Genomic DNA, 19,988 nt, shown 5'->3' on the forward strand with positions numbered 1-19,988 from the left:
GGTACCCGGGCGTCAGCCGACCCCGGGAACCGGGACCTGAGCGCCGGTGATGGCGGCCGAGGAATCTCCCACCAGGAACGCGATGACCTCCGCGATCGCGTCGGGCGAGACCCAGCCCTGACGACTCGACTCCGGCTGACTCGCCCTGTTGCCGGGGGTGTCGATCACCGAGGGCAACACCGCGTTCGCCCGGATGCCCTCGGCGCGGTACTCGACGGCAAGGGCGCTGATGAAGGCCCAGACCGCGGCCTTGGAGGTGACGTAGCCCGACGCACCCGAGAAGGGCGCGAAGGCCGCCTTGGTGGACATCGCGACCACCGACCCGCCGCCCGCCTCGATCAGGAACGGCAGCGCCGCCTGGGTGGACAGATAGAGCGGGCGCAGGTTCAGCCGCAGCATGGCCTCGAAGTCCTCGATCGGACTCTCGTGGACCCGCGCGCCACTGGCGAAGCCGCCGACCAGATTCACCACCGCGCGCAGCGGCGCCCGCTCGTCCCCACCCGCCAGGGTGGCCACCTCGGCGACACCGGCCGGATCGAAGAGATCGGCGCGGCTGAGGGTGAGCCGCGGGTGCGGGTCCAGGCGCTCGAGTTCCTTCTCCGCGATCCACGGAACCACCACGCGCCACCCGTCCGCGAGCAGCCGCCTCGTCACCGCGACCCCGAGCCCGCCGGTGCCGCCGGTGAGCAGCACGCTCCGTCCTGATTCGGTCATCTTCCTCATCCTCCAGAGTTGTTGTCGGGGTCGGGATCTCGTGCGCCGATCACCGTGCGTCGAACTCGGAGATCAGCCAGCGACCGTCCACCTTCTGCAGCGTCACCTCGGCACCGACGGTCGTGTCGACCGGAGCCTGCTCCGCCGCGGACGTCGTCGACTGGTCGAGGAACACCAGCACCTCGGCGCTGTCGTCGGTCAGGGAGGTCAGCCCGGTCGCGGTGACCGTGGCGGTCGCGGTGATCTTCTTGTCCGTCGCCGCGGGCACGATCACCCCCTGCGCGAGCCGGTCGTGATAATCCTTGAACTCCCCGGTCAGCAGCTCGCGCGCGGCGACCATGTCCGCGAAAACCGTCTCCGGTGTGTAGGTCAGCAGTGCCTTCGCACCGTCCGCCGCGGCCTGCTGGACCTCGACCCTGGCCCGATCGTCCACCCGCTGGTCCGGCCGGTACTGGGCGAAGTACAGGAACCCGGCCAGCGCCGCCAGCACCAGGACCCCCGCGGTCATTCCGACCATCAGCCTTCGCGGCGCGCTCACGACAGGTACTCCACCCTCGAGATCTTCGACCGTTCCCCATCGACGGTCACCCGGAGCCGCTGGACCCGCTGCTGGTCCTGCGCCCCGGTCCCGTTGCTCACCCGCGAGGTGACCTGGACCAGAACCGTGGCGGAATCCGCTGCCTCCGTTTCGATGCCCGCGGCGGCGGACTCACCGACCGTGGTCACCTCTGCCTCCCGCACCACCGTGATGAAACCCTGCGACCGCCGCTCGAAATCGTCGTAGAACTCGCCCGTCGCGCCGTCGAGCACCCGCTGCACGTCGGCCTCGGCGTTGTTGTGGTCGATCGTGGTCAGGTTCAGCGCACCCTCCCGGGCGACTCGCAGATACGTCTCCCGTTCGGACTGCTGCTCCGTCGCCGAACGGTGTTGCCAGAGCATGACTCCGCACGCGGTGGCCAAGACCACGGCGGCCACGGCGAGCAGCGCAGTTCCCGCGGTGCGCGCTCCCCGCGGCCGGGATCCGGCCGCGTCAGCGGGCGAGGTGGCCCGCGCGGGGTCCGGCGTGCCCGGAACTCGTGCCATCGGGTTACATCCTTCGTCGACGGTGCGGTGGACTGCTCCACGTTAGGTGAATCGGCGCACGGGCGTCGCGGTGCGCCCGCACTCACTAGAGTTGGGTACGTGACCACCGACCCGAACAGGGGCATCGCCCCGGTGCAGTACGGCTCCGCCACCACCGAACTGGTGAGCTCGCAGGGGCGCACGATCATCGCCGACGCGGTCGTCGCGAAGATCGCAGGCATCGCCACGCGCGAGATCAGCGGTGTCTTCGATGTCGGCGGCGGCACCGCCCGGGTCGTCGGCGCGCTCCGCGACCGGATCCCCGGCGCCCGGGTCAACCACGGTCAGGGCGTCGCCGTGGAGGTCGGCGAGAAGCAGGCCGCCATCGACATCGGCATCGTCGCCGAATACGGCGTCGCGCTGCACGAGCTGGCGGCGGGTATCCGGCGCAACGTCATCGCGGCCGTGGAGCGGATGACCGGCCTCGAGGTGACCGAGGTCAACATCACCGTCTACGACGTCGTTCTGTTCGACGAGAACGAGCAGGCGGGCGAGACCGACGGCAGACCGAGAGTCCAGTGACACAGGAGCGGAGCCTGCGCAGCGACCCGGCAGCACAGGAGCGGAGCCTGCGCAGCGACCCGGCAGCACAGGAGCGGAGCCTGCGCAGCGACCCGGAGGTCCAGCCCGCCGAGCTGATCGCCGACGTCGTGCTCGCGGTCCCCGGGGTCGCCGGTCTGCACGGCGGCATGTTCGGCGAGGTCGCGACATACCTTCCGGGCCGTCGGGTGCTCGGTGTGGCGCTCGGCGAGGAAAGCTGCGCCGTCCACATCAGCGTCGCCTACCCGGCGAACGTCGTCGAGACGGCCGAACGCGTCCGCACGGCGCTCGCCCCGATGCTCGACGTCCCGGTCGACGTCACCGTCGAAGACGTACTCACGGAGAGGACAGCGCCATGAACAGCACGGTCGTCGGTCTGATCGCCGGTCTGCTGCTCGCGATCGCCGGAATCCTCGGCGGTTTCAGTGGTTTCGTGTTCGCACTGCTGTTGGGCGGCCTCGGCATGGCGATCGGTGCCCACCGCGACGGCCACGTCGACCTGGGCGCGCTGTTGCGGAGCCGGGGCCGTGGCTGAGAGCAGCAGCGACACCGGCGGAGCGACCGCCCAACTCGGCGAGGACGCCGACCTGGACCACGAACGCGGCACCAGGGGCCAGCTGGTCATCAAGGACCGCGCGATCTCCCGCATCGCCGTCGCCGCGGCCCTCCAGGTGCCGGGGGTGGTCCGTCAGAGCGGTGGCCTGTCCCGGCTCACCGGCCGCGATCTGCCGCGTGCCGAGGTCTGCATGGGCACCGAGTCGGTGGCCGTGACGCTGTACATCGCGGTGGCCTGGCCCTGCCCGATCGCCGTGCTGTCCCGTGAGGTGCACCGCGAGGTGGGCGACCGCATCGCCGCGCTCACCGGCCTGCCCATGGACCGACTGCACGTGGTCGTCGCCGCGGCGGTGCCCGCTTCGGCGCAGGACGGCGCCGAGGTCGACTGCCAGCAACTCGCGGCGCCCGGCACCCCGCCTGCGCGGCTGGTGCCGTCCCGGGCGCCGCTCACCCGGCCCGCGGCCGCCCCGGTGGCACTGCTGGTGGCCGGGGCCCTGCTGGTGCTGGCGGTGCTCACCGGGCGCGAGTTCCTGATCGCCCACGAGGTCATCGCGCCCGCCGCGTGGCTACGCAACTCGATCGAGTGGTCCGCCCGCCTGCACTGGCAGCCATGGATGCTGCCCGCGGCGGTCGCGGCCGTGTTCGCCGGGCTGGCGCTGATCTTCGTGGCGGTGAAGCCGCGAATCCGCACCCACCTGCCGCTCGGCGACGCGGGCTCGGCCGTGGTGTGGGTGCGCCCGACCGATGTCGCGAGGATGTGCAGCGCTCGCGCACGCACGGTCGCCGGCGTCCGTTCCGTTCAGACCATCGTCGACGGCAAGCGGACCACCGTCCACATCACCCCGGACGGTGAGGTCACGGCGCCCGCGCTCGAGTCGGCGATACGCGAGGTGGTGGAGCCCGGCCTCGCCACGCTCGCCGCGCCCCGGCCCCTGCGGATCAAGGTCGGAAGGGTCCGGCCGTGAGGCGCCGCACCTCGATCGTCGACCGGTCGATCGCGCTCGGGGTCGGCCTCGCCCTGGTAGCGGCCGGCGCCCTGGCCCTGACCTGGAACATGGAGCTCGACGCAGCGCAGGAGCTCTGGCGGCGGTTCGACCGGGCCGAGTACGAGGCGATCCCCACGCGGGACTGGTGGCCGACCCTCCTCGGCGTCGCCTGCGTCGCCGGCCTCGTGGCCGGGGTGACGCTGTTGGTGATCAACCTTCGGCGTGGCCGGACCTCGACCGTGCAGATCGGCGACGTTCTCGGCGACTCCGACCTGTCGGTCGACCTCGGGCCGATGTCCGTCGGGCTGGCCTCGGAGCTGTCCACCCTGCAGGGGGTCCGTTCCGTTCGGGCCGCGGCCGTCGACGATCGCGGGCTGCAGACCCTGCGCGTCACGGTGATCGCCGATCCGGCGGTGGACCTCGCCGAGTTCACCCGCGATGCGGAGGCCCTGGCCAGGTCGATGGCCGCGGCACTGCCCGATGCGCCGGTCGCCACGCAGGTACTGCTGCACCTCGATCGCGCCGACCAGCCGGGTTGATCCGACGGTTCGTCCGTTGTGGCGGGCACAGGGCGGGGACGACAGTGATACACCGGCGACATGCACCGACTAAGGCCGGCCACGCACCGGATACTCGTCCAGGCATCATTCCAGCGCAGCGATGACGGGCAGAGGTCCCGGTACAGACGCTGGAGCTCGTCGCGGAACCGCTCGAGTTCGTCCGTACGAAGTGCAGCAACCACGCTGCCCGTGAACCCGCCAACACGAATCGCAATCGGCGACACGACTCAGTTGCCGTCCCAGTAGTCCGTAGCGTCCGGATGCATGCGTCGAACGAGCTCGATCACGATGTGCTCGCCGTGCTCCCTGCCGATGACAATTGCATCCGCCACGGCATCCATCATGCATGGCTCACCACCCACGGGGCGGTTCTCGGGTCATTGTGCGCATCCGGGTATCGACAACCGCCCCCTGGGCACCGCGCAACTCCCCCGAAACGCCGAATGGCGCCCACTCCCGAGGGAGTGAGCGCCATTCGGCTTGGGTACTGCTAGATCATCTGGTGAAGCTAGATCACTTGATGATCTTGGTGACGCGACCGGCGCCGACGGTACGTCCACCCTCACGGATGGCGAACCGCAGGCCCTCGTCCATGGCGACCGGCTGGATCAGCTTGACGGACATCTCGGTGTTGTCACCGGGCATGACCATCTCGGTGCCCTCGGGCAGGGTCACGACGCCCGTCACGTCCGTGGTACGGAAGTAGAACTGCGGGCGGTAGTTGTTGAAGAACGGCGTGTGGCGGCCGCCCTCGTCCTTGGACAGGATGTAGGCGTTGCCCTCGAACTCGGTGTGCGGGGTGGTGGTGCCCGGCTTCACGACGACCTGGCCACGCTCGACATCTTCGCGCTTGATGCCACGAACCAGCAGACCGACGTTGTCGCCCGCCTGGCCGGAGTCGAGCAGCTTGCGGAACATCTCGATGCCCGTGACGGTGGTCTTGGTGGAGGTCTCCTTGATGCCGACGATCTCCACCTCCTCGTTCACGTTGATGACGCCACGCTCGATACGACCGGTCACAACGGTGCCACGACCGGTGATGGTGAAGACGTCCTCGACGGGCATGAGGAACGGCTTGTCGGTCTCACGGACGGGGTCCGGGATCGAGTCGTCGACGGCCTGCATGAGCTCGAGAACGCTCTCGCCCCACTTGGCGTCGCCCTCGAGCGCCTTGAGCGCCGAGACCTTCACGACGGGCGCGTTGTCGCCGTCGAACTCCTGCGACGACAGCAGCTCGCGGACCTCCATCTCGACGAGCTCGAGGATTTCCTCGTCGTCGACCATGTCGGACTTGTTGAGCGCGACCAGGATGTAGGGAACACCGACCTGGCGGGCGAGGAGCACGTGCTCGCGGGTCTGCGGCATCGGGCCGTCGGTGGCCGCAACCACGAGGATGGCGCCGTCCATCTGCGCCGCACCCGTGATCATGTTCTTGATGTAGTCGGCGTGGCCCGGGGCGTCGACGTGCGCGTAGTGGCGCTTCTCCGTCTGGTACTCGACGTGGGAGATGTTGATCGTGATACCACGAGCCTTCTCCTCAGGCGCCTTGTCGATCTGGTCGAAGGCCGAGGCCTCGTTCAGATCCGGGAACTTGTCGTGCAGGACCTTGGTGATCGCTGCGGTCAGCGTGGTCTTGCCGTGGTCAACGTGACCGATGGTCCCGATGTTGACGTGCGGCTTCGTCCGCTCGAACTTCGCCTTCGCCACTTGATGGCCTCCTGTTGTCTTGCTTGCGGTATGCAGCAGTGCGGTTGGTTGTTATTCGGTCGTGCTCAGCTGGTGAAAACTCGCCAGCGGTCTTGCTCCCAGCCGGTATTACTCGCCGGTCGCCTTGGCGATGATTTCCTTCGAGACGTTCGCGGGAACCTCTGCGTAGGAGTCAAACACCATGGAGAAGTTCGCTCGGCCCTGGGTCTTCGACCGCAGGTCACCGATGTAGCCGAACATCTCCGAGAGCGGAACCAGCGCCTTCACGACACGGGCACCACTGCGTTCCTCCATGGCCTGGATCTGGCCACGGCGGGAGTTCAGGTCGCCGATCACATCGCCCATGTACTCTTCGGGCGTGGTCACCTCGACAGCCATGAGCGGCTCGAGGATGACCGGACCGGCCTTGCGGGCGGCTTCCTTCAGTGCCTGAGAACCGGCAACCTTGAAGGCCATTTCGGACGAGTCGACGTCGTGGTAGGCACCGTCGAGCAGCGTCAGCTTCATGTTCACCAGCGGGTAGCCGGCGAGCACGCCGTACTGCATGGCGTCCTGCGCACCGGCGTCCACGGAGGGGATGTACTCACGCGGAACGCGGCCACCGGAGACCTTGTTCTCGAAGGTGTACGGCTCGCCCTCCTCGCCGATGTACGGCTCGAGCGCGATGATCACCTTTGCGAACTGACCCGAACCACCGGTCTGCTTCTTGTGGGTGAACTCGTGCTTCTCGACCGCCTTGGTGATGGTCTCGCGGTACGCGACCTGCGGCTTGCCGACGTTGGCCTCGACCTTGAACTCGCGACGCATGCGGTCGACGAGGATGTCGAGGTGGAGCTCGCCCATGCCGCCGATGACGGTCTGGCCGGTCTCCTCGTCGAGCTCGACGGAGAAGGTCGGGTCCTCTTCGGCCAGCTTCTGGATCGCGGTGCCCAGCTTCTCCTGGTCGGACTTGGTCTTGGGCTCGATCGAGACCTGGATGACCGGGTCCGGGAAGCTCATCGACTCGAGCACGATCGGGTTGGCCTGATCGCAGAGGGTGTCACCGGTGGTGGTGTCCTTCAGACCGATCATCGCGTAGATGTGGCCGGCCACGGCCTCGTCGACCGGGTTCTCCTTGTTGGCGTGCATCTGGAAGAGCTTTCCGATGCGCTCCTTCTTGCCCTTGGTGGCGTTGAGCACCTGGGCGCCCGGATCGATCCGGCCGGAGTAGACGCGAACGAAGGTCAGCTTGCCGAAGAACGGGTGCGCCGCGATCTTGAAGGCCAGGGCCGAGAACGGCTCTTCCTTGCTCGGCTTGCGCGTGAGGATTTCCTCGTCGTTGTTCAGCGCGTGGCCCTCGACCTCGCCGATGTCCAGCGGAGTCGGGAGGTAGTCGATGACCGCGTCGAGCATGGGCTGAACGCCCTTGTTCTTGAACGCGGAGCCACACAGCACCGGGTACAGCTCGGAGTTGACCGTCATCTTGCGGATGGCGCCCTTGATCTCCTCGACCGTGAGCTCCTCGCCGCCGAAGTACTTCTCCATGAGAGCTTCGTCGGACTCGGCAACGGTCTCGAGCAGCTTCTCGCGGTACTCGGCGGCCTTGTCGGCCAGATCCGCGGGGATCTCCTCGATGGTCGGCTCGGCGCCGGTCGGCACCACGCCACGCCAGGTGATGGCGCGCATCTCGACCAGGTCGACGACACCGTCGAAGTCGTCCTCGGCACCGATCGGCAGCTGCAGAACCAGCGGCTTCGCGCCGAGGCGATCGATGATGGTCTGGACCGTGAAGTAGAAGTCCGCGCCCATCTTGTCCATCTTGTTGACGAAACAGATGCGCGGAACGTCGTACTTGGCGGCCTGACGCCAGACCTGCTCGGACTGGGGCTCGACGCCCTCCTTGCCGTCGAAGACGGCGACGGCGCCATCGAGCACGCGCAGCGAGCGCTCGACCTCGACCGTGAAGTCGACGTGGCCCGGGGTGTCGATGATGTTGATCTGGTTGTTGTTCCAGAAGCAGGTCACGGCGGCAGACGTGATCGTGATGCCGCGTTCCTTCTCCTGCTCCATCCAGTCCGTCGTCGACGCACCGTCGTGCGTCTCACCGATCTTGTAGTTGACACCGGTGTAGAACAGGATGCGCTCGGTGGTGGTGGTCTTGCCGGCATCGATGTGCGCCATGATGCCGATGTTGCGGACCTTGTTCAGGTCGGTCAGCACTTCCTGTGCCACAGGATTCTTCCCCGCTCGTAGCAGATGTCGGTCCCTCGCGGACCACGTCTTTTGTGTTGTCTGCCGGCCCGTGAGGAACCGACACATAGTGGCAACGCCGGTGCGGCACATGAAGTGCCGCCCCGGCGCCAGATCACCAGCGGTAGTGCGCGAACGCCTTGTTGGCCTCAGCCATCTTGTGGGTGTCCTCGCGACGCTTCACGGCTGCACCGAGGCCATTGCTGGCATCCATGAGCTCGTTGGCGAGACGCTCGACCATGGTCTTCTCACGACGTGCACGCGAGAAGGTCACCAGCCAGCGCAGGGCCAGCGTGGTGGAGCGGCCGGGGCGGACCTCGACCGGCACCTGGTAGGTGGCGCCACCGACACGGCGGCTGCGCACCTCGAGGGCGGGCTTGACGTTGTCCAGCGCGCGCTTGAGGGTGACGACCGGATCGGTGCCGGTCTTCTCACGCGCCTGCTCGAGGGCTTCGTAGACGATGCGCTCGGCGGTGGACTTCTTGCCGTCCAGCAGGATCTTGTTCACGAGCTGCGTGACCAGCGGCGACCCGTAGACGGGGTCGTTGATCAGCGGGCGCTTGGGAGCGGGGCCCTTACGTGGCATTAGCTCTTCTCCTTCTTGGCGCCGTAGCGGCTGCGTGCCTGCTTGCGACCCTTGACACCCTGGGTGTCGAGGGAGCCGCGGATGATCTTGTAGCGAACACCCGGGAGGTCCTTCACACGACCGCCGCGGACGAGCACCATCGAGTGCTCCTGCAGGTTGTGGCCCTCACCGGGGATGTACGCCGTGACCTCGACCGAGCTGGTCAGGCGGACACGCGCGACCTTACGGAGCGCGGAGTTCGGCTTCTTCGGGGTGGTGGTGTACACGCGGGTGCACACACCACGACGCTGCGGGCTTCCCTTCAGGGCAGCGGTCTTGAGCTTCGCGACCTTGTCGCGGCGCCCCTTTCGGACCAGCTGGTTGATGGTTGGCATATACCGGCTTTCTTCTGTCGACCGGCCTGCGCTGAGCAGGCCTGGCCGTTGTGTAATTAGGGATCTAGCAGTTGGAGCAAGAAATCGCTGCTCCTCACCCGTCCCTCGACCCCGAGGTCGGGCGTGTCGCATACCCCCACACAGGCAGCCGAATGCTCGTCTCCGTGAAGAACGCGCGCGCGGCCTTACCTTGCTAGGCACACAAATCGACCCGGGCAGGCCGGGCACGACCCACAACGATACCCGGCGGCGCGCCGTCAGGTCAAAGCGAGCCGATCGGTGGTAACGCTCCACACCGCGTCACGACAGGGCCGCCGGCTCCGGGTCGTCCGACCGCCGGCGATGCAGGACCGAGTCCAGGTCCGAGGCCCACTGCTTGATCAGTTCGGCCCGTCTCCTGGAGTCGTCGGTGAGCACGTCCGCAAGGCCGAGTCCGCGCGCCAGGTCCAGGGTGAGCTGAACCCACCGGTGCGCGATGACGTCGCCCTCCTCCACCCCGAGCATGGCGACCGCCGTCCGGTGCGCGACCCGGCCGAACTTCTCCTCCAGCGGCAGCACCCGTTCCCGCAGTGCGGGGTCCGAGGCGGCGGCCGTCCACACCTGCAGGGCCGCCTTGAACAGGGTGCCGGTGTAGTACTCGACGAGGCGCGTGACGATCGCCTCGGTGCGGCCCGGCCCGGCGGGCAGACCGGTGGCCTCCAGGCGGGCGGCCTCCATCCGACTGTCGAACATGAACTCGAGTGCGGCCGTGATCAGGTCCTCACGGGTCGGGAAATGATGCTGGGCTGCGCCACGGGAGACACCCGCGCGCGTCGCGACCACCCCGACCGTCGTCGCGGCCCAGCCCTGCTCTGCCAGGCAGTCGATGGTCGCCTCCAGCAGCCGCTGGCGCGTCAGCCGGCTTCGGTCCTGTTGCGGTTCACGCATTCGCCACACCCCCGTACACGTGAGGACGGCTCCCCGGCGCCGTTATGATCTTGTTACCTTCCGCACATTTGCCTTGCACCCTTCCCGACCCCGCCGGTACGAAGGTTAGCGGTGCTACTGATGCGCCCCTATGAGAATCACCCGACACCACCAAGGAGCACATCATGGGTTCTGCAGAGATCATTCCGTTCCTCGACTTCGCCTCCGACTTCACCGGCGCGGTCAGCGACCTGACCGGTGCGCTGAGCTTCTTCGCCGGCTCCTCGGACGCGCTGCCCAAGTAGTCGCACACCGAAACCGAACAGGACCCGCGCTCGACTCCTCGAGCGCGGGTCCTGTCGTATCCGGCCACCACTACTCCTCGACGTTCTTGCTATTCGCTCGGGGCCCAGGCAGGCGGGCGACGCTGGAAGAAGGCGGTCATGCCCTCGATGGCCTCCGGCGATCCGAACAGCCTCGCCGACTGAGCCGCGAGCTCCTCACCGTAGCGGTCGAAGTCGGCGAGCATCCGCGCGGTGGTCAGGCGCTTCGACTCGGCCAGGCCCTGTGGGGAGGCCAACGCGAGCTCCGCGGAGATGGCCGCGACCGTCGCCGCGGTGTCCTCCGCTGCGATCGTGATCAGTCCCAGCCGTTCCGCCTCGGCCGAATCGAACTTCTCTCCGGTCAGGAAGTACCGGCCCGCGGCGCGGGAGGTCAGCCTCGGCAGCACGGTCAGCGAGATGATCGACGCCGCCAGCCCGAGCCGCGCCTCGGTGAGTGCGAAGGTGCTCGACGGACCGGCGATGGCGATGTCGCACGCACCGACCAGCCCCATGCCACCCGCCCGGACGTGACCGTCGATGCGGGCGACGATCGGCTTCGGCAGTTCGAGGAACTCGCGCAGCAGCTCGGTCATCTGGGCCGTGCGGCCCGCAGCCAACTCCGCCGGGTCGGCGTCCGGTGCCCCACCGGCCTCCGACAGATCCGCGCCCGCACAGAAGGTGCCGCCGGTGTGGATCAGCACGACCGCGCGGACCGCGTCGTCGGCCGCGGCGGCCGCCAGCGCCTGCCTGAGCTCGCCGACCAACCGCGACGAGATCGCGTTGCGGTTGTGCGGAGAGTCCAGGGTGACGGTGGCGAACCCGCCCGCGACCTCGGAGCGGACGTACGGTGCGCTCGTGTCGGGTGCCGTCATGATCAGTACGACCTCGGCAGCCGGAGCGAGTGCTGGGAGACGAAGTTGAGGATCATCTCCCGGCTCACCGGTGCGACCCGGGCGATCCGGGCCGCGCCCAGCATCGCGGCCAGGCCGTACTCCTTGCTGAGCCCGGCGCCGCCGTGCGTCTGGACGGCCTGGTCAAGGGCCTTGATGCTGGCCTCCGCGGCCGCGTACTTCGCCATGTTGGCCGCCTCTGCGGCACCGAAATCGTCGCCGCTGTCGTAGAGCGACGCCGCCTTCTGCATCATCAGCTTGGCCAGTTCGAGCTCGATCTTGCACTGGGCCAACGGGTGCGCGATGCCCTGGTGCGCGCCGATCGGCGTCTTCCAGACGGTGCGCTCGCGCGCGTACTTCACCGCGGCGTCGATCGCGTACCGGCCCATGCCGATCGCCATCGCCGCACCGAGAATCCGTTCCGGGTTCAGCCCGGCGAACAGCTGCATCAGCGCCGCGTCCTCCGACCCGACCAGCGCCTCCCCGGGCAGCCGGACGTCGTCGAGGAACAACGTGAACTGATGGTCCGGCTCGATGACGTCCATTTCCATCGGCGTCTTGACGAAGTTCTCGGTGTCGGTCGGCACGATGAACAGTGCGGGCTTGAGCTTGCCGCTCTTGTGATCCTCGGTGCGCGCGACGATCAGCACCGCGTCCGCCTGGTCCACGCCCGAGATGAAGATCTTGTTCCCGGTCAGGATCCAGTCGGCGCCATCACGGCGGGCGGTGGTCGAGATCTGGTGCGAGTTCGAGCCCGCGTCGGCCTCGGTGATGCCGAAAGCCATGATCTTGCTGCCGTCGGCCAGGCCCGGCAGCCACTGCTGCTTCTGCTCATCGGTGCCGTACTTCCCGATGATGGTGCCGCAGATCGCCGGCGAGACCACCACGAGCAGCAGACCCGCGCCGTGCGCGGCCAGCTCCTCCTGGACGAGCGCGAGCTCATAGATTCCCGCGCCGCCGCCGCCGTACTCCTCCGGAAGGTTGACCCCGAGGAAGCCGAGCTTGCCCGCCTCGTTCCACAGCTCGGTCAGCGGCTCGCCCCTGCGTGAACGCGGCAACACGTAGTCGACGTAGTTGAAACGCTCGCCGAGCTTGGACACCGACGCTCGCAGTTCCTTCTGCTCGTCGCTCTCGATAAAACTCATGCCGATTCCTCTTCCGTCTCTTCAGCTTCAACAAGGGCAAGGACAGATCCGACGTCGACCTGCTGGCCGATCGAGACCGGGAGTTCGACGAGAACGCCGGACACCGGGGCGGTGATGGTGTGCTCCATCTTCATCGCCTCGAGCCAGAGGATCGGCTGGCCGAGCGTGACCGAATCGCCCTGTGCGGCACCGAGCCGGATGACCGCACCGGGCATCGGTGCGAGCAACGAGCCCGCCGCGACGATCGTCGCCGGATCGACGAACCGCGGCGTCGCGGTGAGCGCCACCGGACCGAGCGCCGAGTCGACGAACACCTCGTCGCCGTACCTGGCCACGTCGAACGTCCGCCGCAGACCCGACACGTCCAGCACCACGACATCCGGCGTCGACGACACCAGGGCGACGTGCTCGAAGCCGTCGGCGCGGAGGCCGCCTCGGCCGAGGAGGTATCGGATGTCGTACTCCCCCGCCCCGCTGGTGTACTGCTTGTGCTGCGGCTGCGATGTCAGGTTCCGCCACCCGCTCGGGATCCGGCCGTCGACCCGCGCTGCCGCCCGGTTCATCGCGGCATCCGCCAGCGCCGCCGCGAGCGCCGACAGCGCCTCGACATCCGGGTCGGCCAGCGGTCGTGCCAGGGTGTCGAGCCCGTGGGTGTCGAAGAACGCGGTGTCGGTGTCCCCGGCCAGGAAGGCGGGGTGCCGCAGGATGTTCACCAGCAGATCCCGGTTGGTCCGCAGGCCGTGCAGCTCGGTCCGAGCCAGCGCCCCGGCGAGCAACTGGGCAGCCTGTCCACGGGTGGGCGCGAACGAGATGACCTTCGCGAGCATCGGGTCGTAATGCACCCCGACGACGGAGCCGGCCACGACGCCGGAGTCCAGCCGCACTCCCTGCCGGTCCAGGACCGTGAACTCCTCCACCACACCGGGCAGCTCGATGCGGTGGACGATGCCGCTCTGCGGCTGCCAGTTCTTCGCCGGGTCCTCGGCGTAGAGCCTGACCTCGATCGAGTGTCCGCGCAGTGCCGGCGGCTCTGCGGGCAGCGCGGCGCCGGACGCGACCTGCAACTGCAGATCCACCAGATCGAGACCGGTCGTGCACTCGGTGACCGGGTGCTCGACCTGGAGGCGGGTGTTCATCTCGAGGAAGAAGAACTCGCCGCGCTCGTCCGCCAGGAACTCGACGGTGCCCGCACCCTCGTAACCGATGGCGTTCGCCGCCAGCCGCGACGCCTCGAACAGCCGCTCGCGCATGCCGGGAGTCCGCTCGACCAGCGGCGACGGCGCCTCCTCCACGACCTTCTGATGCCTGCGCTGGATGGAGCACTCGCGCTCGCCCACGGCCCAGACGGTGCCGTGCTTGTCGGCCATCACCTGCACTTCGATGTGCCGTCCGGTCTCGAGGTAGCGCTCACAGAACACCGTCGGATCACCGAAGGCGGACTGCGCCTCGCGCCGGGCCGCCTCCAGCTCGCCCGCCAGCGCCGACAGCTCGCGCACCACGCGCATGCCGCGTCCGCCGCCACCGGCCGACGCCTTGATCAGCACGGGCAGGTGCGCCTCGGTGACCTGGTCGGGCGCGAGCTCGGCCAGCACGGGAACGCCCGCGGCGTCCATGAGCTTCTTGGACTCGACCTTGGAGCCCATCGACTCGATGGACTTGACCGGCGGGCCGACCCAGGTCAGGCCCGCATCCTCGACTGCCTGCGCGAAACCCGCATTCTCCGAGAGGAAGCCGTACCCGGGGTGGATGGCGTCCGCACCCGCGGCACGCGCCGCCTCGATGATGAGGTCCGCCCGCAGATAGGTCTCGGCGGGGGTGTTGCCCGGGAGGCGGATCGCCACGTCGGCCTCGGCCACGTGCGGGGCGGCCGCATCGGCGTCGGAGAACACCGCGACGGTGCCGATACCGGCCCGGCGCGCTGTCGCGAACACCCGCCGCGCGATCTCGCCGCGGTTTGCCACCAGAACGGACCGGATCGCCGGTCCGAGCGAAGCGATAGGGGATGTCATCACGGTCTGCCTCACATGCGGAAGACGCCGAAGTTCTCGGTGCCTCGGATCGGGGCGGAGGCAATGGCCGACAGGCACATTCCCACCACCGTGCGGGTATCACGCGGGTCGATGACACCGTCGTCGTACAGCCGGCCGGACAGGAACATCGGCAGCGACTCGGCCTCGATCTGGTTCTCGATCATGGCGCGGATGCCGGCATCGGCCTCCTCGTCGAACACCTGTCCGCGGGCCTCCGCGGATGCCCTGCTGACGATGGAGATGACGCCCGCCAACTGCGCACCGCCCATGACGGCGGATTTCGAACTCGGCCACGCGAACAGGAATCGCGGATCGAACGCCCGCCCGCACATTCCGTAGTGACCGGCACCGTAGGACGCGCCGAGCAGGATCGAGATGTGCGGCACCTTCGAGTTCGCGACGGCGTTGATCATCATCGAGCCGTGCTTGATCATCCCGCCCTCCTCGTACTCCTTGCCGACCATGTACCCGGTCGTGTTGTGCAGGAACAGCAATGGGGTGTTGGACCGGTTCGCCAACTGGATGAACTGGGTGGCCTTCTGTGATTCCTCGCTGAAGAGCACGCCTCGGGCGTTGGCGAGGATCCCGATCGGGTAGCCGTGCAGCTCCGCCCATCCGGTCACCAGAGAGGAGCCGTACAGCGGCTTGAACTCGTCGAAATCGGAGCCGTCGACGATCCGGGCGATCACCTCGTGCGGGTCGAACGGGATCTTCAGGTCCGCGGGGACGATGCCGAGGAGCTCCTCGGGGTCCTCCAGCGGCTCGATCACCTCGGCCCGGGGCGCGGGACCCTGCTTCTTCCAGTTCAACCGCTTGACGATGCTCCTGCCGATCCGGATCGCATCCTGCTCGTCGACCGCGAAATAGTCGGCCAGACCCGACTTCCGGGCATGCATCTCGGCGCCGCCGAGCGACTCGTCGTCCGATTCCTCACCGGTGGCCATCTTCACCAGGGGCGGGCCCGCGAGGAACACCTTGGAGCGCTCCTTGATCATCACCACGTGATCAGACATGCCCGGAATGTAGGCACCCCCCGCGGTGGAGTTGCCGAACACCAGGGCGATCGTGGGGATCCCGGCGGCCGAGGCCTGGGTGAGATCACGGAACATCCGGCCGCCCGGAATGAAGACCTCTTTCTGGGTCGGCAGGTCAGCGCCGCCGGACTCGACCAGGGAGATCACCGGCAGTCGGTTCTGCACCGCGATGTCGTTGGCCCGGAACCCCTTCCGCAGCGTCCACGGGTTGCTGGTGCCGCCGCGCACGGTCGGATCGTTCGCGACGATCAGGCACTCGACCCCCTCGACGACGCCGATGCCCACCACGGTGCTGGCGCCGACCGGGAAGTCGCTCCCCCACGCCGCGAGCGGGCACAGCTCCAGGAACGGCGAGTCCGGGTCGATGAGCAGCTCGATCCGCTCACGGGCGAGCAGCTTGCCCCGCTTGTGGTGCCGCTCCACGTACTTCTCGCCGCCGCCGGCCAGCGCCTTGGCGTGCTCGGTATCGAGCTCGGCGAGTTTGGCGTTCATCGTCTCCACCGCGGTCGCGTACACCTCCGACCCGGTGTCGAGGGTGGACCTGAGAACCGTCATGACTGATACCCCAATCGCTTTGCCGCCAATCCGGTGAGGATCTCGGTGGTGCCGCCGCCGATCCCCAGGATTCGCATGTCCCGGTATTGCCTTTCGACTTCGCTTTCCCGCATGTAGCCGAGCCCGCCGAACAACTGGACGGCCTGGTTCGCCACCCACTCACCCGCCTCGACGGCGGTGTTCTTCGCGAAGCAGACCTCGGCGATGAAGTCCTGTTCCGATTCCAGCGAGCGCTCGACGAGCGAGCGGGTGTACACCCGCGCGACATCGACCCGGCGCGCCATCTCGGTGACGGTGTTCTGCACCGACTGCCTGCTGATCAGCGGCCTGCCGAACGTCTCCCGGTCCCGGCACCATTGCAGAGTCAGGTCCAGGCAGCGTTGCGCGCTCGAGTACGCCTGGGCGGCAAGCGCGATCCGTTCCGTGAGGAAGGCCTGCGCGATCTGCTGGAAGCCACTGTTCTCGGCGCCGACCAGGTTCTCCACCGGCACCCGGGCGTCCACGAAGGACAGCTCTGCGGTGTCGGAGGCCAGCCAGCCCATCTTCTCGAGCTTGCGAGAGACCTCGAATCCGGGCGTGCCCTTCTCGATCACGAGCAGCGACACTCCTGCCGCGCCCGCACCGCCGGTTCGGACGGCGGTCACGACGAAGTCGGCGCGGCAACCCGAGGTGATGAACGTCTTCGATCCGTTGACGACGAAATGGTCGCCGTCCCGGACCGCCGTCGTCCGCAGGTGCCCCACATCCGAACCACCGCCGGGCTCGGTGATCGCCAACGAGCCGATCAGCTCGCCCGCCAGGGTCGGCCGCACCCAGCGTTCGATCTGGCGTTCGTCGCCCGCGGCGACGAGGTGGGGCAACGCGATGCCCGAGGTGAACAGGGAAGCGAACAGACCGCCCGACCCGCCGGCGTAGTGCATCTCCTCGCAGATGGTCACGGCGTCGACCAGATCGCCGCCGGATCCGCCGACCGACTCCGGGAACCCGGCGCCGATCAGCCCGAGCGCTCCCGCCTTTTTGTGCAGCTCACGTGGCAGTTCGCCGTGTCGCTCCCAATCGTCGAGGAAGGGCAGCACGTCCTGCTCGGCGAATCGGCGAACCGTCTCGCGCAACGCCTTTCGCTCGTCGGTTGTCCACACACTCACAACGTTCCTCGCCTTCATATCGCCCCGAGGGGTTCTTCACCGAGTACAAGTTCTTCCGGAATGTCGATGTGCCTGGCACGCAGCCACTCCCCGAGCCCCTTGGCCTGCGGGTCGAATCGGGCCTGCGAGGCGACGCCCGCCCCGAGGATGCCCTCGATGACGAAGTTCACCGCGCGCAGCTTCGGGAACAGGTGGCGGGTCACCGGCAGTCCGGCCGCCTCCGGGAGCAGCCGTCCGAGCTCCTCGACCGTGAGCGTGTTCGCCAGCCACCGCCACTGGTCGTCGGTACGAACCCAGACGCCGACGTTCGCGTTGCCGCCCTTGTCGCCACTGCGGGCCGCCGCGATCGTGCCGAGCGGGACACGGATCGTCGGCGTCGGCGGCAACGGTTGCGGCAGTTCGGGATCGGCCACCGCGGCCAGTTCCAGAATCGGCACACTCTGGGCGATCGGGATCCGGTTGCCGTCGGGCAGGACCGCGGTGTGTGGCACCTCGGCGGCGTCGACGTAGCCGGGGGTGAACACGGCGTAGGGCTGCCCGTTCGACGGCGGTGCGGTCAGGCTGAAGCCCGGGTAGCTGGCCAGCGCGAGCTCGACCGACACGGACGAGAAGGCACGGCCGACGACGTTCGGATCCGGATCGCGAACGACACAGCGCAGCAACGCGCTCGCCGTCTCCTCGGTGTCCGCGTCCGGGTGATCGGTACGCGCGAGGGTCCACGTCATCTCGGCCGGTTTGGTGGTCATCCACGCCTCGAACTGACTGCGGGCGAGCTCGGCCTTCGCCTCGATGTCGAGCCCCGTGAGGATCATCGTGAACTCGTTGCGGAACCCGGCCAGTGCGTTCAGGGAGACCTTCAGCGTCGGCGGCGGCGCCTCTCCGCGCACCCCGCTGATGCGAACCCGGTCGGGTCCGTCGGAGGTGAGTTCGAGGGAGTCCATCCGGGTGGTGACGTCCGGTCCGGCGTAGCGGCCGCCGGTGATCTCGTAGAGCAGCTGGGCGGTGACGGTGCCGACGCTGACCGCGCCCCCGGTGCCCGCGTGCTTGGTGATGACCGAGGATCCGTCCGCGTGGATCTCCGCGATCGGGAACCCGGGTCGTCCCATGTCGGCGATCTCGGTGAAGAAGGAGTAGTTGCCCCCCGTCGCCTGGGTGCCGCACTCGATCACGTGCCCGGCCGCGACGGCTCCGGCCAGCTGGTCGAAATCCGTTCGTCCCCAGCCGAAATGCGCCGCGGCGGGTCCGACGATCACCGATGCGTCGGTGACCCGGCCGGTGACCACGACATCCGCGCCCGCGCCGAGGCATTCGACGATGCCCCATGCACCGAGGTAGGCATTGGCGGTCAGCGGAGCGGGCGCGCCCGGCGCACCGGTCAGGCCCAGCTCCGCCGCCCTGGCGATCAGGTCGTCGCCCTCGACGTGCGCGATCACCGCACCCAGACCGAGCCGCTCGTTCACCTCGCGCAGTGCCTGGGCGAGGCCGGCCGGGTTCAGCCCGCCCGCGTTCGCGACGATCTTGACGCCCTTGTCCAGCGCCAGACCGAGGCAGTCCTCCGCCTGCCGGAGGAACGTCTTGGCGTACCCGAGGCCGGGATCCTTCATGCGATCCCGCCCGAGGATCAGCATGGTCAGCTCGGCGAGGTAGTCGCCGGTGAGGTAGTCGAGTTCGCCACCCTCGAGCATCTCGCGCATCGCCGAGATGCGGTCACCGTAGAAGCCGGAACAGTTTCCGATCCGGACCGGGTTCGTCATGCGTCCACCTTCGGGTCACGGCCCGCGCCGGGAGGGCCGGCGAAGACCTGGGCGATTCCGATCCACACGGTCGCGTCGGGGCCCACCGCGGTCACGTCCAGATCGGCCGCGTTCGCCCGCTGGGTGACCAGCAGGCAGAAGTCCACGGCGGGGCCGGTGATGCGCTGGGCCGCATCTTCGGGGCCCCAGGTCCAGACCTCGCCACCCTCGGGAGCCGTCAGCTCGTAACGGAACTCCTCCGCCGGCGGGGTCAGGTTGTTCACGGCGTACGCGAAGTCACGGGTGCGGACGCCGAGATGCGCGATGCTGCGCACGCGATTGGTCGGCGCGACGTCGACACCGAGCGCCTCGGCGACGTCCTGTCCGTGCGCCCAGGTCTCCATCAGCCGCGCTGTTGCCATCGACATCGCGCTCATCGGCGGGCCGTACCAGGGGAGTTTGGTCCCGCTCGGTACCGCGGCCAGCGCCTCGGCCAGCGCCGCCCGGCCGGCCCGCCAGTCGGCCAGCAGCTCGGCGGGCGGACGCGCGGCCTCGACCTCGGCGGCCTCGTCGACGAAACCCAGGGGGTTCTTCCAGGCCTCGGTCACCGACTCGGCGAAGTCCTCGGGAGCGGTCACCGCCATCAGCGACGCGCGATCCGTCCAGGCCAGGTGCCCGATCTGATGGGCGATCGACCACCCCTCGGCGGGAGTCGGGCCCGCCCATTGCTCATCGGTCAGGCTCGCAACCAGCGCGTCGAGCTGCTCGCCCTCCGCCTGCAGATCCCTGATGGTGGTACTCAGATCGGCCATCGATGCTCCCTCGAGTAGTGCTGCGACCAGCATCACACCAGA

General features: G+C 68.4%; 20 protein-coding genes. 5 read left to right on the forward strand and 15 right to left on the reverse strand.

The genetic code is table 11. The annotated features are described in order from the left end of the window. Positions 1 to 12: 12 nt before the first annotated feature. Genes ACFQS9_RS14580 through ACFQS9_RS14590 form a run of 3 tightly spaced genes read right to left on the reverse strand, consistent with a single transcriptional unit; the run spans position 13 to position 1,797 of the window. Positions 13 to 714: an SDR family NAD(P)-dependent oxidoreductase gene (locus tag ACFQS9_RS14580; RefSeq protein WP_378405840.1), complete on the reverse strand. Its 702-nt coding sequence runs from the start codon at positions 712 to 714 to the stop codon at positions 13 to 15. Positions 715 to 763: 49 nt separating this feature from the next. Beyond that, positions 764 to 1,252, reverse strand: coding sequence for a twin-arginine translocation pathway signal (locus tag ACFQS9_RS14585; protein WP_378405841.1), 489 nt, complete (start codon positions 1,250 to 1,252; stop codon positions 764 to 766). Next, entirely contained in the window at positions 1,249 to 1,797 is a 549-nt protein-coding gene (locus ACFQS9_RS14590; RefSeq protein ID WP_378405843.1) for a mammalian cell entry protein, read from the reverse strand. The genes ACFQS9_RS14585 and ACFQS9_RS14590 overlap by 4 nt, the downstream gene beginning before the upstream one ends. Positions 1,798 to 1,896: 99 nt before the next feature. Between ACFQS9_RS14590 and ACFQS9_RS14595 the strand changes: the two genes are divergently transcribed. From ACFQS9_RS14595 to ACFQS9_RS14615, 5 genes are all read left to right on the forward strand, one after another. Further along, positions 1,897 to 2,358, forward strand: a complete 462-nt coding sequence (locus ACFQS9_RS14595) for an Asp23/Gls24 family envelope stress response protein (RefSeq protein WP_378405845.1) — start codon at positions 1,897 to 1,899, stop codon at positions 2,356 to 2,358. 80 nt (positions 2,359 to 2,438) lie between these two features. Next, positions 2,439 to 2,735 carry an Asp23/Gls24 family envelope stress response protein gene (locus ACFQS9_RS14600; RefSeq protein ID WP_378406512.1) on the forward strand — a complete coding sequence of 99 codons (297 nt, stop codon included), beginning with the start codon at positions 2,439 to 2,441 and terminating at the stop codon, positions 2,733 to 2,735. After that, a complete protein-coding gene (locus ACFQS9_RS14605) occupies positions 2,732 to 2,911 on the forward strand; it encodes a DUF2273 domain-containing protein (RefSeq protein ID WP_378405847.1) in 180 nt (59 codons plus the stop codon). The genes ACFQS9_RS14600 and ACFQS9_RS14605 overlap by 4 nt, the downstream gene beginning before the upstream one ends. Beyond that, complete coding sequence (locus tag ACFQS9_RS14610) at positions 2,904 to 3,896, forward strand: DUF6286 domain-containing protein (protein WP_378405849.1); 993 nt, start codon at positions 2,904 to 2,906, stop codon at positions 3,894 to 3,896. Before ACFQS9_RS14605 ends, ACFQS9_RS14610 begins: the two co-directional genes overlap by 8 nt. Beyond that, positions 3,893 to 4,456, forward strand: coding sequence for an Asp23/Gls24 family envelope stress response protein (locus ACFQS9_RS14615; RefSeq protein ID WP_378405851.1), 564 nt, complete (start codon positions 3,893 to 3,895; stop codon positions 4,454 to 4,456). The genes ACFQS9_RS14610 and ACFQS9_RS14615 overlap by 4 nt, the downstream gene beginning before the upstream one ends. A 534-nt stretch (positions 4,457 to 4,990) precedes the next feature. Here ACFQS9_RS14615 and tuf read toward each other — a convergent pair. The 12 genes from tuf to ACFQS9_RS14675 form a co-directional block, all read right to left on the reverse strand. Continuing rightward, on the reverse strand, positions 4,991 to 6,184 hold the full coding sequence (gene tuf / locus ACFQS9_RS14620; RefSeq protein ID WP_027500617.1) for an elongation factor Tu: 1,194 nt from the start codon (positions 6,182 to 6,184) through the stop codon (positions 4,991 to 4,993). A gap of 108 nt (positions 6,185 to 6,292) precedes the next feature. Continuing rightward, complete coding sequence (fusA, locus tag ACFQS9_RS14625; RefSeq protein ID WP_378405854.1) at positions 6,293 to 8,395, reverse strand: elongation factor G; 2,103 nt, start codon at positions 8,393 to 8,395, stop codon at positions 6,293 to 6,295. A gap of 133 nt (positions 8,396 to 8,528) precedes the next feature. After that, positions 8,529 to 8,999, reverse strand: a complete 471-nt coding sequence (rpsG, locus tag ACFQS9_RS14630) for a 30S ribosomal protein S7 (protein WP_027500619.1) — start codon at positions 8,997 to 8,999, stop codon at positions 8,529 to 8,531. Then, the gene (gene rpsL, locus ACFQS9_RS14635; RefSeq protein WP_027500620.1) at positions 8,999 to 9,373 is read right to left on the reverse strand and encodes a 30S ribosomal protein S12; all 375 of its coding nucleotides are present in this window, start codon (positions 9,371 to 9,373) and stop codon (positions 8,999 to 9,001) included. Before rpsL ends, rpsG begins: the two co-directional genes overlap by 1 nt. A gap of 300 nt (positions 9,374 to 9,673) precedes the next feature. Continuing rightward, complete coding sequence (locus ACFQS9_RS14640) at positions 9,674 to 10,300, reverse strand: TetR/AcrR family transcriptional regulator (RefSeq protein WP_378405856.1); 627 nt, start codon at positions 10,298 to 10,300, stop codon at positions 9,674 to 9,676. 373 nt (positions 10,301 to 10,673) lie between these two features. Then, positions 10,674 to 11,474: an enoyl-CoA hydratase family protein gene (locus ACFQS9_RS14645; RefSeq protein WP_378405858.1), complete on the reverse strand. Its 801-nt coding sequence runs from the start codon at positions 11,472 to 11,474 to the stop codon at positions 10,674 to 10,676. Positions 11,475 to 11,476: 2 nt separating this feature from the next. Beyond that, positions 11,477 to 12,637: an acyl-CoA dehydrogenase family protein gene (locus ACFQS9_RS14650; RefSeq protein ID WP_378405860.1), complete on the reverse strand. Its 1,161-nt coding sequence runs from the start codon at positions 12,635 to 12,637 to the stop codon at positions 11,477 to 11,479. Continuing rightward, complete coding sequence (locus ACFQS9_RS14655) at positions 12,634 to 14,646, reverse strand: acetyl/propionyl/methylcrotonyl-CoA carboxylase subunit alpha (RefSeq protein ID WP_378405862.1); 2,013 nt, start codon at positions 14,644 to 14,646, stop codon at positions 12,634 to 12,636. The genes ACFQS9_RS14650 and ACFQS9_RS14655 overlap by 4 nt, the downstream gene beginning before the upstream one ends. Before the next feature lie 11 nt (positions 14,647 to 14,657). Further along, positions 14,658 to 16,256: an acyl-CoA carboxylase subunit beta gene (locus ACFQS9_RS14660; protein ID WP_378405864.1), complete on the reverse strand. Its 1,599-nt coding sequence runs from the start codon at positions 16,254 to 16,256 to the stop codon at positions 14,658 to 14,660. Further along, the gene (locus tag ACFQS9_RS14665) at positions 16,253 to 17,401 is read right to left on the reverse strand and encodes an acyl-CoA dehydrogenase family protein (protein ID WP_378405866.1); all 1,149 of its coding nucleotides are present in this window, start codon (positions 17,399 to 17,401) and stop codon (positions 16,253 to 16,255) included. Before ACFQS9_RS14665 ends, ACFQS9_RS14660 begins: the two co-directional genes overlap by 4 nt. Before the next feature lie 14 nt (positions 17,402 to 17,415). Beyond that, a complete protein-coding gene (locus ACFQS9_RS14670) occupies positions 17,416 to 19,155 on the reverse strand; it encodes an acyclic terpene utilization AtuA family protein (RefSeq protein WP_378405868.1) in 1,740 nt (579 codons plus the stop codon). Further along, positions 19,152 to 19,946, reverse strand: a complete 795-nt coding sequence (locus ACFQS9_RS14675; protein ID WP_378405870.1) for a TIGR03084 family metal-binding protein — start codon at positions 19,944 to 19,946, stop codon at positions 19,152 to 19,154. The genes ACFQS9_RS14670 and ACFQS9_RS14675 overlap by 4 nt, the downstream gene beginning before the upstream one ends. Between the last annotated feature and the right edge of the window lie 42 nt (positions 19,947 to 19,988).

Source organism: Rhodococcus daqingensis, assembly GCF_042665615.1.
Lineage (GTDB): Bacteria > Actinomycetota > Actinomycetes > Mycobacteriales > Mycobacteriaceae > Rhodococcus_G > Rhodococcus_G daqingensis.